Source organism: Pseudalkalibacillus sp. Hm43 (assembly GCF_054170705.1).
Genome location: NZ_CM135129.1, coordinates 2,128,427 through 2,141,740, shown reverse-complemented (window position 1 = coordinate 2,141,740; position 13,314 = coordinate 2,128,427). Strand labels below are relative to the sequence as shown.

The following is a 13,314-nucleotide window of genomic DNA, read 5'->3' as shown; positions in this document are numbered from 1 at the left end:
AAGGATAGATAAGATTTTTTGGGGTATCAGTCAGGGACTTAGCGGTAGGAACATATTAAGGGGGAAAACTGTAATGGCAGCGAATAACATAAGGTATGAGTCTTATCATCCACAACTCAAACAAGTGGTGGATAATGTAGAAAACGTCATGGTTGGAAAGCGCCAGGCTACTGAATTGAGCATCGTCGCACTTTTGACCGGTGGACACATCTTGCTAGAAGATGTGCCGGGTGTAGGGAAAACGATGATGGTACGGTCCATCGCGCAATCTGTTGGTGCGAAATTCAACCGTATCCAGTTTACACCAGACCTTTTGCCTTCGGACTTAACCGGGGTTTCGATATATAACCAAAAAAGCATGGAATTCGAATTCAGAGCAGGGCCGTTAATGGGGAACATCGTATTGGCGGATGAAATCAACCGTACTTCTCCAAAGACACAGTCTGCTCTATTGGAAGCGATGGAAGAACAAAGCATTACAGTCGATGGGTTCACACACAAATTACCGGAACCTTTCTTTGTCATGGCCACACAAAACCCGATCGAGTATGAGGGGACGTATCCGTTACCGGAAGCTCAATTGGATCGTTTCTTGTTGAAGATCAAGATGGGATACCCAACTGCAAGTGAGGAGATGCAAGTCCTTTCCCGTAATGAAAAAGCCCAACCGATTGATGAATTGACGGCTGTCCTGAATTTGGACGACCTGTTGAAGCTTCAAAAACAAGTCAAATCCGTCTTTGTCGAGGAGTCCGTAAAGCAATACATTATCGACCTCGTCATCCGCACAAGAAAGCATAGCGGAATCCACCTTGGCGTAAGCCCGCGTGGATCATTAGCGCTTATGAAGACTGCTCAAGCGTATGCTCTCTTGTTGAACAGAGATTACGTCGTACCGGATGACATCAAATATTTGGCGAAGTCTGTCCTTTGCCACCGGATCATCTTAAAGCCGGAAGCTCGTTTTGATGGGTATACACCTGAAAAGGTCGTCGAGGAAATCCTGGAACGCACGCCGGTTCCGGTCCTTAGGAAAGAAAAAGTATGATCCAGAAACAGCTTGCGCGTTATCGTACAGCATTAGGGATTTTGGGCATCATCCTGCTGATCGCAAGCTCATTTTCCTATGCCATGTTTCAAGGTGGTTTCGTCAGCTGGTTCTTGTTCTATTCCGTGCTTCCGCTCGTGTTGTACACCGTTTTCGTGTTATTATTCCCGCTTACTCAGATCACAGTGGAGCGCGAAATCAATAAATCCAATTTCATAGCAGGTGAAACGGTAGAAGTGACGATTAATATACGTAGTCGCTATCCGATTCCGTTATTCTACCTCGTAATCAATGATGAGTTACCGGGACTACTCGTCAATCATGCGAATGAGAGAGAGTATGTCTATCAAACGCAATCAAAAGCGCTACTGTTTCCTTTGTTCAAACGGAAAGCGTCTTATTCGTATCTCATCAAACCAGTGCCTCGTGGCATCCATTTGTTTGAGGCGATCTCTTTGGACACTGGAGATCTGTTCGGTTTCATAACGAAAACCGTTTCCATACCTCAGAAAAAATCGATTCAAGTGTATCCTAAAACGCAACCTCTTGCAGGTTGGAACATATTCGAGACGAATCCGTCGGGTATGAAACGGACCGGAAAACAAGCACAGCAAGACTTTACTTCTGCTGTCAGCATCCGGGACTATACGCCAGGAGATAAGTTGTCCTGGCTCCATTGGAAGGCGACCGCTCGTTCTAATAAGCTCGTCACGAAAGTATTCGAGACGCAGCGGAACGATGATTTCGTCGTGTTTTTAGATGGGAGCAATCCAACGTATCAACGAAATGGACAGCATCTATTCGAAAGAGCTGTATCGCTTGCTGCCTCAGTGCTGAAGCATGCCATCAGCAGCGGAACATCGGTGGAATTCCATACGGTTTCAAGAGAGCATACGCAATTGTCTTTCCAATCAGGTCAGAACTTCGAGTCGAAATGGATGGGACATCTCGCTCGGATCCAACCGGATACGAAGTCTTCTCTGACGGGTGTATTGAAGCATGAAGCTCACGAAATGTCGAAAGGGCTATCCGTGATGATCATTTCACCCGATATGTCTGATGGCTTCATTCAGATGCTTGAACGGATGTCTGGCAATCAGGTCCAGACGATCTTTTTCTATATTTCAAAGCAAAAAGTGATCTCGAAAGAAGAACAACACGTGTTGACGAGGCTGAGAGCCCGCAACATCGTCGTGTATACAGTCAATATTGACGACTTCAGTGAAGTTGTGAAGGCGGGTGTTCAAAATGCCACGAGTTGATGATCGTCAAAAGTTTACGATGGGCTCGTTCCTTCTTTATATGCTCGGATTCCTGCTATTCTGGGAATGGTTACGTCCCCTATCGACTTTTACCAATACGAATTATCTCTCGATTTTCGTGCTGTTCTCAGCATTTCTATTTACAATCTCCTATTTCGAGCTTTCCATTTGGGTCTCGTTCCCGATTAAATTGTTGGCATTAGCCTATGCCTTGCATACGATTTATTTTCCTGTCTCGTTTTTTGATGTGCAATGGGTGAGCTACTTGGTCAATGACTTGATGAACGCCTCTCAACATGCGTTCGCCCGAGATTGGGATAGTATGAGTAACTTGAGCAGGACGTTCTTATTCCTTGTGCTCTTATGGCTCATCAGCTATCTGATGCATTACTGGCTGATCCAGGCGAGGAGAATCTTCCTGTTTTTCATCATCACAGTCCTTTACGTCACTGTGGTCGATACCTTCACAGCTTACGATGCATCTGGTGCGATCGTCCGTACGGTGATCATCGGATTTGTGCTATTAGGGATCTTAAGATTCATTCGGATCATTGAACAAAAAGGGTTCCGGGTTTATCAAAACCAGTTCCCGCTCATGTGGGTCATACCACTTGCACTATTAATCTCGTTCTCTTCTGTACTCGGCTATCTTGCGCCGAAAGCAGCTCCTCAATGGCCGGATCCGGTTCCGTTCATTACGGCAGTCGGAAGTCAGGCTGGCGAAGGTGAAGGAACGGGCAGAGGCGGCGGTATCCAGAAGATCGGTTACGGTACGAATGACAGCCGTTTGGGAGGACCTTTTGTATTCGATGATACACCGGTTTTCCGCACGCAAATCAGTGAAGTGCACTATTGGAGAGTAGAATCGAAAGAAGTATATACCGGTCTCGGATGGGATACGAAGCCAGCTGATCCGGCAAGTGAACAAGTGAACCCTCAGAACATCACGACGGATTCCCCACACACATTGACGTACGGGGAAGATGTCCAAACGGAAGACTTAACGGCAAAGGTAGAAGTAGTGAAGAATGGACTTTATCCGTTCATCATCTATCCGGGTCAATTGACTGCTGTGGATAGTGAAGAAAATCGCGATTACCAAATGAACTCGGTTACGGGTAAATTGATGACCTTTGAAGAAGCCGGAGAGTCTGGCCTTGAGACTTATACGGTGAACTATAAGTATCCTGAGTTCTCAGAAGCGATGCTTAGAAATTCTAGCACGCAGTACCCTGGGTTCATTCAAGAACGGTACTTACAGCTCCCAGAAGATTTGCCTGAGAGAGTGAGAACGTTATCTCAAGACATTACGGCTGGAATCAATGATCCGTATGGTAAGGCGAAAGCGATCGAGCAATACTTCGCGGACAACGGTTACGGTTACAATACTCAAGATGTCGCGGTCCCAGACCGGAACGAGGATTATGTCGACCAATTCTTGTTTGAATCGAAACTTGGTTATTGTGATAACTTCTCTACATCAATGGCTGTTATGCTCCGGACGATCGGAATTCCGACACGTTGGGTAAAAGGCTTTACAGCTGGAGAATACGAGGAGACCATCGGTGATGGAGTCAGGGAATACGAGGTTACAAATTCGAATGCACACTCTTGGGTAGAAGTGTACTTTGAAGGGGTAGGTTGGGTACCTTTCGAGCCTACGAGAGGATTCCGAGACCTCGGGAACTTCGTAGATGACTATCAAGAAGACGATACGAATCTGGATGTCCCAGTCGAGCAGGATGAGCAGAATCAACAGAATCAGAACCTTGAGAATGGTTCTGAATCTAGCGGATTCGAGCTTCCATTCAACCTGGATAAAGTACTCAACTGGCTGAAGTGGATTGCAATCAGTCTCATCAGCCTTCTCGTCTTAGGAGCAGGATTCGGTTATTTGACACGAAAGAAGTGGTTGAACAAATTTTTCCTATGGCGATTCAGAAAACGGAAAGATGAGCAAGTGTTCCAGGACGCTTACCATAGATTGCTATGGTTGTTGGAGCAATACGATGTGAAGAAACGCCCACAACAAACGTTACGTGAATACGCGATCGAAGTGGATCGCTACCTCGATACAGGCGATATGAAGATCTTGACGAGGAAGTATGAGAAAGCGCGATATGGTCAAAATGATCAACCTGTCGATTGGACGGATACGAAAGAATTGTGGGAAAATTTAATTAAAAGGATACGACCTTGACCGTCATTATAGTGGCTGTTAGAATTAATCCATATTTTAAGGTGTGACACCTTGTCACGCGGAGTATATGGATTAATGACTTCCTTCATATATGTTCGGGGATATGGCCCGAATGTCTCTACCAGATCACCGTAAATGGTCTGACTATGAAGGCAGGCACTGTTTTGCGCACATAACAGGACCCTGCCTTCAATGGTTTGGGTTCTTTTTCTTTATATCTACTGGAAAAAAGAAGCAATTACACAATTCGTTTGAGAGGTGGCTGACTTTCATGCAAGTAACTGAAGAAATGATTATCGTTCTAGATTTTGGCGGGCAATACAATCAATTGATTACACGACGAATCCGTGACTTAGGGGTGTACAGTGAACTGCATTCCCATAAGATTACGGCTGAGAAAATCAAGGAACTCAACCCGACAGGGATCATCTTCTCTGGAGGACCGAACAGTGCTTATGCGCCGGATTCTCCTAAATGTGATGAGCGGATCTTTGATCTTGGTATTCCGATTTTAGGAATCTGTTACGGGATGCAATTGATGACGCACCACTTCGGTGGGAAGGTAGAGAAGGCAAACCACCGTGAGTACGGAAAAGCGACTGTAGCTATCCGTAACATGAATGACCTTTATAAAGACTTACCGGAAGAACAAACGGTATGGATGAGTCATGGGGACCTGGTTGTCGCTCCTCCAGAAGGGTTCCAGACCGATGTGACAAGCCCGTCTTGTCCTGTCGCTGGAATGAGTGACCCTTCTCGTAATTTATACGGCGTGCAATTCCACCCAGAAGTACGACACAGTGAGCACGGCGACGAACTACTGAAGAACTTCGTCAAGAACATCTGTAAGTGTGAAGCAGTATGGACTATGGAAAACTTTATTGAAGACGAAATTCAGAAAGTACGCGATACTGTCGGTGATCAAAGAGTACTTTGTGCCTTAAGCGGTGGCGTTGATTCTTCCGTCGTTGCAGCACTGATCCACAAGGCCGTTGGAGATCAACTCATCTGTATGTTCGTCGATCATGGTCTTCTGCGTAAAGGTGAAGCAGACAGCGTCATGGATACGTTCCGTGATTCCTTCAATATGAATGTGGTCAAAATTGATGCGAAAGATCGTTTCCTCAGCAAGCTTGAAGGTGTTTCGGACCCAGAACAGAAACGTAAAATCATCGGGAATGAGTTCATCTACGTATTTGATGAAGAAGCTGCGAAGCTCGAAGGTATCCAATATCTTGCGCAAGGAACGCTTTACACAGATATCATTGAAAGTGGAACGGACACAGCACAAACGATCAAGTCACACCACAATGTCGGTGGACTTCCAGAGGACATGCAGTTCCAATTGATTGAACCGTTGAACACACTCTTTAAGGATGAGGTTCGTAAAGTCGGTACAGAACTTGGTTTGCCGGACGAAATCGTTTGGCGTCAGCCATTCCCTGGACCAGGTCTAGGAATCCGTGTTCTTGGAGAGGTGACGGAAGAGAAGCTGAAAATCGTCCGTGATTCGGATGCGATTTTACGTGAAGAGATTAAGAACGCAGGTCTTGACCGTGACATCTGGCAATACTTCACCGCTCTCCCGAACATGAGAAGTGTCGGTGTCATGGGTGATGCGCGTACGTACGATTATACGGTCGGAATCCGAGCGGTTACATCTATCGACGGTATGACTTCCGATTGGGCTCGCATTCCATGGGATGTGCTTGAGCGCATTTCGACGCGGATTGTAAATGAGGTCGATCATGTCAATCGTATCGTGTACGATGTGACTTCTAAGCCACCATCCACAATCGAGTGGGAATAAACGAACGATAAGGCAAGATAATGAACCAATGTTCGGGTTTTCTGTTGACAATATTCGTCAAAAACTGTACACTTTAGAAAATCACATCATAGAACCATCGTATAATATCGAGAATAGGGCTCGAAAGTTTCTACCAGGCTACCGTAAATGGCTTGACTACGAGGGGATAGATCAAAGAACATAGGTCCATCTATATTGAATAGATTTCCTTGCTGTTTCGTTCTTTTCCCTTGTCATTCAAAGCTCCAGGTAACCTGCCTGGAGCTTTTTCTATTTACTTGTTGTTAGAAGATTCATAGACAAATAGGAGTGTTGGGGAATGGAACGATTTTTTGGTTTTAAAGATCACGGTACAACATATCGCAAAGAATTCATTGCAGGTTTAACAACGTTTTTATCTATGGCTTATATCTTATTCGTCAACCCGGCCATTCTAGGGGACGCCGGGATGGACAAGGGGGCTGTCTTTGTTGCTACGGCACTAGCGGCAGCCATCGGAACACTGATCATGGGTCTGCTCGCAAACTACCCGATCGCACTGGCACCAGGTATGGGACTGAATGCCTTTTTCACCTATTCGGTCGTCATGGTCATGGGGATTCCGTGGCAGACGGCACTGGCAGGGGTGCTCGTTTCAGGACTCGTATTTATCGTCATCACGCTATTGAAGATCCGCGAAACGATCATCAACGCGATCCCGCAAGAACTGAAATATGCGGCAGCAAGCGGAATCGGTCTTTTCATCGCATTCATCGGTTTGCAGAACGCTGGAATAGTAGAGAATAACGATTCAACGCTCGTACAACTTGGGAACCTGACAAACGGGTCGACGCTACTGGCGATTTTCGGACTCATCATCATTGTCCTTTTCATGGTTAGAGGAGTGAAAGGCGGTATCTTTTACGGGATGGTCATTACGGCGATTGTCGGAATGATCTTCAAACTGATCCCACTTCCGTCTGGCATCGTTGGAGCTGTACCAAGCTTAGAACCGACATTTGGTGTGGCTATTTCGTATCTGGATCAGATTACGACGATTGATATGCTTGTAGTCGTCCTGACGTTCTTGTTCGTCGATTTCTTTGATACAGCAGGAACATTGATGGCAGTTGCCACTCAAGCAGGACTGATGAAAGAGAACAAATTACCTAGAGCAGGACGTGCGTTACTGGCTGACTCATCAGCGACTGTAATCGGATCGGTCCTAGGTACATCTACAACAACGGCTTACATTGAGTCTTCATCAGGAGTAGCAGCAGGGGGAAGAACGGGCTTCAGTTCCGTCGTAACAGCTGGTTTCTTCTTACTGGCATTACTTTTTTCACCTTTATTAGGCGTCATCACTCCATCTGTCACGGCACCGGTGTTAATCATAGTGGGTGTGCTGATGGTAGGCGTACTTGGTAAAATCGAATGGCATCGCTTCGAAATTGCCGCACCGGCATTTCTCACGATCATTGCCATGCCTTTGACCTATAGTATCGCTACTGGAATAGCGCTTGGTTTCATCCTGTATCCGATCACGATGATCGTGAAGGGGGATGGGAAAAAGGTCCACCCGATCATGTATGGGATGTTCTTCATCTTCATCTTATATTTTGCGTTTCTCGCGTAACTTCAAATCCATAAGAATGACCAAACCGACCTGCTTAGGTCGGTTTTTTATATGTGTAAGCAAGATTGAGAGATAGGTCCTAGTAAATGAAATAGAATGATTATATTTGTAACTATATTGAAATATAGTTCTTTTTTTAATATTGATAAAAAAACAGGTTTATCAAGGTCTGTGAGAGAGGTATTAAATATATGAAGCGTTTAAGGTTAAATTTTCCATATATAGAAACAAAGGCTTTTTTACCCCTCTTTTCACAGGTGAAAAACCTTGAATTCAAGGGGATAGTCCATAAGGCTATATATTTTTACAAAAAATAACACTGTCAGAATAAAAGTTATTTTGACCTAGTTTTGGTTGTTTGGTAGTTTTTCCTTATGATATGAACAGAATTTGTCATATTTGTGTCAAACATTGCGGTTGAGCCGTTCGAATGATGTGGAGGTAAAGATGATGATTGTAATTGATGAGACTTTAGGAAGGTACGATTACGAAAATGTATATCCAAAGCCTGTACATACAAAGAATGGGCCTCTACCTATACAGGATGTCTTGAAAGAATCTTCTGGTCGCTTTCTGAAGCGTTCTCTCAATCTAGAACCCTACAGTCAAGAACATCACATCCACTTCTTCAGAGACAAATTAAGAGACGTATCAGAAATCGTCTATCTATATGACCCCTCGTATACCGATGCGAATGTACTTAAGAAACTACAAAACTGGTTGTTTCCTGAGCAGCGGTTAACGGTGTATCCCATTCATCAAAATCGAGCGCTGATCTTGATGCTTATTCATGAGTTAAGTCAGCCTGCCGATCCCAATACCTCAACAACCTATCAAAGAATCGAACGTTGTATCCATTCAGCCAAAGAATGGTTGCTCACACCTGTACCAAAAGCGTTTAACGAAAAGAACCATTTATCCCTCAATAAAAAACCGACTCAAAAGCCTTTCAAACTGGTGATTAAAGAAAAGGACGACGAGCAAATCTCGCAAATCGAATCAATCAACCAAGAGCTTCAACGCGTTCTTGAACAAAATGGAAGCCAAAACGTGTGGCTTGTTCAAAAAGGGATCGAGCACGATCTGAACCTGGACAACTACGACGTTGAACAATACAAGTTGGATAAAGACAATCTACCTATACATGTACCTTTCATACACCTAATTTCTCGACCAACCTTAAATGTGATGGAGTGACGAACCAATGATTGATGCAAAACGTAAAGCATTCATTTTTCTAACATTAGCTTTCCTGTTAGCGGTAGTAGCAGCCGGATTCATCATCAACCAAATCCAGATGGCCCAAGAATCATTAGGTGAAACCGTAGAGGTCGCTGCAGCTGATGGTGACATCCAATCTTACACAACCTTGGAAGCGGGCGATATCCAATGGGTTGAAATGCCGAAAACGGCCCAAGTCGATTCGTTCATTCAAAAATCCGATGATATCGAAGACTCCATATCGATCGTCAATTTGAAAGAAGGAGACCTTGTGACGAAAAGCGTCGTCCGGAAAAAGATTGATATACCTGCCAACCATAGGGTGGTCTGGTTAAACCCAGGAGAAAACGTACTCGTTGATCAAGGCGTAGCGGAAGGGGATCTTGTTGATGTCATTTCCGTGTTGGAAAACAAAGAAAAAGGGGTAACCACACAGCGCCTTTTAGAAAATGTCCAGGTCGTCCAGATGGAAGAAAGAGAAGAGGGACCACCAGCAATCAAAGTTTCCTTGTCTGTTGAAGATGCAGAAAAACTGATCTTCACCCAAAATGCGGCCAAACAAATCCGGGTTCTCCGTGTGAACCAAGTCACGAAGGGTGAAGAACCGAAGCAACAGGAGCAGAAACCGACAGAGGAAAAGAAAGAAGAACCAAAACAAGAACAACCGAAAAAAGAGGAACAAAAACCAGCTGAACCAAAACAAGATGCTAAGAAAGATGAGCAGTGATGGATAAAGGAGACGATGATCGATGAGCCAAATGAAAGCACTAATCATTACAAAAAATGAAGCATTACAACAATCTCTCTCAGACATCCTGGAAGCTCATGGAATAGATGCAGCAGTTAATGAAGAATGGAAACGATCCTTCTCGACACAATCGAATCATACCTTTTATTTTATCGACTATGAATCATTGAACGAGGCGGAGAATTTCACAGCTCCTGGCTCCAGCTTCTTGATCGGCATCACCTCCAATCGTTCTTTCGACGAAGGAAGAGCATGGATGAAGGCGGGCGCTTATGATGTGGTCGTCTATCCGGAAGAGCAATCCAGATTGAATGAGATTGTGGTATCTGCAAAGGAAAAAGTACGTAAACAGCAAGAGAGCTTTGGGGAAGCGTCACTCGGTGGGGGGAAAGTCGAAGCGTTTTACAGCGCGAAGGGTGGAAGCGGCAAGACGTTGATGGCAGCGATGATCGCGCAATCCCTGCAAATCCACCACAACAAACGAGTGATATTGATTGATCTGAGCGCGCAGTTCGGTGGATTGGAAACCATTTACGGAATCCAGCAAAACCGATCATACGTCGATCTACAGCCGGTCATGCAGGAGCTCTCTTTGAACCATATCGAGAATGTGGCGACACGCGATGAAGCGACAGGCAACTACATTTTATTAGGCCCCTCTAATCCTGCGAAAGCAGAAGCAATTTCAGAGGAATTGATTACGAAGGTCATCCGGACGTGCAGAGCTCATTTCGACCATGTGATCTTGGATTTGCCGACATCCATCAATACGATCAGCTTCACGGGATTGAACGAGGCGACACATATCCATTACATTCTAAATCCGGACAGTCTCTCGTTGCGAAGCTTCAAACATGCTTCAGAGTTGTTCCAGCGATTTCAGCTCGGAAACCGTGGAAACCTTTCGATTCTGTTGAACCGCGCACACCCGAAAAGCGAACTCGGTCCGAAGGATATTTCGAAGCTGATCGGTAAAGAAGTGGATGCGTCAGTACGCTCCGATTATTTTGCGCTCCAGCCTTACTTGAATATGGGCGAGAGCTTTTACAAAAAAGAGAAGGATCGCGGACAATTCAAGCCAGCGAAAGATGTCCGATCCTATGTAGAAAAAGTATTGTTGTGAAAAGGTGGTGATGGAGATGTCCTGGTTACAAAAAGCATCCGGATATACACCGGTGCAATCGAACGAACAGGATCGCTGGGATGTGGAAAACGAACAGCAGGAATCCTGGGTCAGACATTATAAAAACCGGTTGATCAAAGAATCGAACTTGGAGTCGATCACGACGTTGCCACCACAAGAACGGAAACAGACCATTGAACGCTTGGTCAAACAGATGATTGAAGAGGAACGTGTCATCATCCCGCAAAATGAGATGGATCAGGTGATCCGCCAGATCATTAACGAATCAGTCGGATACGGGCCTCTTGAAGCGCTCCTGCAAGATGACTCGATCACAGAAATAATGGTGAACGGCCCGAAGGAAGTGTACATCGAACGAAGCGGGAAGTTGGAACAAGCGGATATCCAGTTTAAAGATAACCAGCACATCCGTCATATCATTGATCGGATCATCGCACCATTAGGTCGTCGAATAGACGAAAGTTCACCGATGGTCGATGCGCGTTTGATGGACGGAAGCCGTGTGAATGCGGTCATCCCGCCGATTACACTAGATGGGCCCTCGATCTCTATCCGGAAGTTCAATAAAACGCCGTTTGCGATGGAGGACTTGATTGAATTTGGCTCCTTTACCGACCGGATGGGGGATTTTTTACGAGCGGCTGTCCAGGCGAAGCTGAACGTGCTTGTATCCGGTGGAACAGGGAGCGGGAAGACGACGCTGCTGAATGTATTGTCCGACTCGATTCCTCGTGGCGAGCGGATTGTCACGATCGAGGACATGGCGGAATTGCGGTTCACCTACGACAACCTCGTCCGGATGGAAGCCCGACCTGCCAATATGGAAGGGAAAGGAGAAGTGACGATCCGTCAACTTGTCAAAAACGCCCTCAGGATGAGGCCCGACCGAATCATTGTCGGTGAGGTTCGAAGTTCAGAAGCAATTGATATGCTTCAAGCGATGAACACAGGACACGAAGGTTCGTTGACAACGGTCCATGCGAACTCACCAAAAGACGCATTAGGTCGATTAGAAGCGATGGTCATCATGTCTGGGCTCTCGTTGACGGTCGATGTCATCCGAGGCTATTTCGTCGGAGCGTTGGACCTGATCGTCCAAACCTCAAGACAAACGGATGGTCAGCGGAAAATCGTCAGTATCGCTGAGATTTTTGAAGAGGACGGTAAAATCGTCATTGAAGATATTTTCCGGTTTGTGCGGACGGGTGTGAAGTCGGATGGAACGGTTAAAGGTCATTTCGAGTCCACCGGCTACATACCGAAAGCCTTCCAACGATTCAAAGCATTCGGACTCGACATCCCTGAATCGATGTTCGAGAAAGGGGTGCTCGCATGATCGGAACGTGGATTGCGTTGAGTGCCTCGTTATGTTCATTCATATTGGCGATTTTTTACTTCAAGAAGATGCTCAACATCCAAAAAACGTCGAAGAGGGCAGAAGTATGGTTTGAAGATTCTGCTCAATTTAAGCGGAAGAGTTTTGTGTTATTGATTGGCGATCGATTTGACAACTCCGAACTGGCCGAGGATCTGAAAAAGAAACTTGTTCAGGCGAACATTGGATTGCAGCCATCTGAATACATGGGAATCTATATCCTGACTATGGCGGCACTTTGGTTTTTCAGCTACTTCATTTTAGGATTGTTCGCTTTCATGGGACTGGCTTTATCTTATTTGATTACGTGGCTTGCTTCGAAGCTGTATTTGAGTTCAAGGCAGAACAAACGGAATGAGAGCTTTAACAAACAGCTGCCTGAGATTTGCCGAATGATGGCGAACGCTGTAAAGGCAGGACAGACCATTCCACAAGGCATCGCGATGGTCGGAAATGAGATCAAAGCCCCATCCGGTCCGGAGTTCAAGTTGATGGATCAGCAACTTCGGTTGGGGGACGATCTGGATGAAGTGATGGACCGGTTCCGCGAAAGGGTTTCGAGCAACGAAATCAATATATTCGTGAGTACCATCCTGATTCAAAGACGGGTCGGAGGAAACCTTGCCGAGATTTTGGAACTGATGGCAGGAACGCTTGAAGAGCGGGCGCGCGTTTACAAAGAGATTCAAACCGTTACGGCAGAATCCAAGTCGGTCGCGTACATTCTCGTCATCATGCCGCTCTTGATGGCGGTGATGATGAACTTATTCATCAAAGGCTTTTTGAATGTCATCTTCACGACATTCGGATTGATCCTGCTCGTGGTTTTTGCATGCATGATCGGTGTAGCGTTCTTACTCATCAAACGAATTACAAGGATAAGGGTGTAGG

General features: G+C 45.5%; 10 protein-coding genes and 2 riboswitches. All 10 genes read left to right on the top strand.

Going from position 1 to position 13,314, the window contains the following annotated elements:
• The first annotated feature begins 73 nt into the window (after positions 1–73).
• Entirely contained in the window at positions 74–1,048 is a 975-nt protein-coding gene (locus ACXQIQ_RS11305; protein ID WP_439302473.1) for an AAA family ATPase, read from the top strand.
• On the top strand, positions 1,045–2,310 hold the full coding sequence (locus ACXQIQ_RS11300; protein ID WP_439302472.1) for a DUF58 domain-containing protein: 1,266 nt from the start codon (positions 1,045–1,047) through the stop codon (positions 2,308–2,310). Before ACXQIQ_RS11305 ends, ACXQIQ_RS11300 begins: the two co-directional genes overlap by 4 nt.
• Positions 2,297–4,510 carry a DUF4129 domain-containing transglutaminase family protein gene (locus ACXQIQ_RS11295; protein WP_439302471.1) on the top strand — a complete coding sequence of 738 codons (2,214 nt, stop codon included), beginning with the start codon at positions 2,297–2,299 and terminating at the stop codon, positions 4,508–4,510. Before ACXQIQ_RS11300 ends, ACXQIQ_RS11295 begins: the two co-directional genes overlap by 14 nt.
• A 65-nt stretch (positions 4,511–4,575) precedes the next feature.
• A riboswitch (purine riboswitch) is annotated at positions 4,576–4,677 on the top strand.
• 104 nt (positions 4,678–4,781) lie between these two features.
• Positions 4,782–6,320 carry a glutamine-hydrolyzing GMP synthase gene (gene guaA, locus ACXQIQ_RS11290; RefSeq protein WP_439302470.1) on the top strand — a complete coding sequence of 513 codons (1,539 nt, stop codon included), beginning with the start codon at positions 4,782–4,784 and terminating at the stop codon, positions 6,318–6,320.
• Positions 6,321–6,397: 77 nt separating this feature from the next.
• Positions 6,398–6,499, top strand: a riboswitch (purine riboswitch).
• 140 nt (positions 6,500–6,639) lie between these two features.
• Complete coding sequence (locus ACXQIQ_RS11285) at positions 6,640–7,935, top strand: NCS2 family permease (RefSeq protein WP_439302469.1); 1,296 nt, start codon at positions 6,640–6,642, stop codon at positions 7,933–7,935.
• A 447-nt stretch (positions 7,936–8,382) separates the two neighbouring features.
• Positions 8,383–9,132, top strand: coding sequence for a hypothetical protein (locus ACXQIQ_RS11280; RefSeq protein WP_439302468.1), 750 nt, complete (start codon positions 8,383–8,385; stop codon positions 9,130–9,132).
• Between the two features lie 7 nt (positions 9,133–9,139).
• Positions 9,140–9,883: a Flp pilus assembly protein CpaB gene (gene cpaB / locus ACXQIQ_RS11275; protein WP_439302467.1), complete on the top strand. Its 744-nt coding sequence runs from the start codon at positions 9,140–9,142 to the stop codon at positions 9,881–9,883.
• Positions 9,884–9,905: 22 nt separating this feature from the next.
• On the top strand, positions 9,906–11,027 hold the full coding sequence (locus ACXQIQ_RS11270; RefSeq protein WP_439302466.1) for an AAA family ATPase: 1,122 nt from the start codon (positions 9,906–9,908) through the stop codon (positions 11,025–11,027).
• A gap of 16 nt (positions 11,028–11,043) precedes the next feature.
• A complete protein-coding gene (locus ACXQIQ_RS11265) occupies positions 11,044–12,384 on the top strand; it encodes a CpaF family protein (protein WP_439302465.1) in 1,341 nt (446 codons plus the stop codon).
• Positions 12,381–13,313 carry a type II secretion system F family protein gene (locus ACXQIQ_RS11260; RefSeq protein ID WP_439302464.1) on the top strand — a complete coding sequence of 311 codons (933 nt, stop codon included), beginning with the start codon at positions 12,381–12,383 and terminating at the stop codon, positions 13,311–13,313. Before ACXQIQ_RS11265 ends, ACXQIQ_RS11260 begins: the two co-directional genes overlap by 4 nt.
• The last annotated feature ends 1 nt before the right edge of the window (position 13,314 follow it).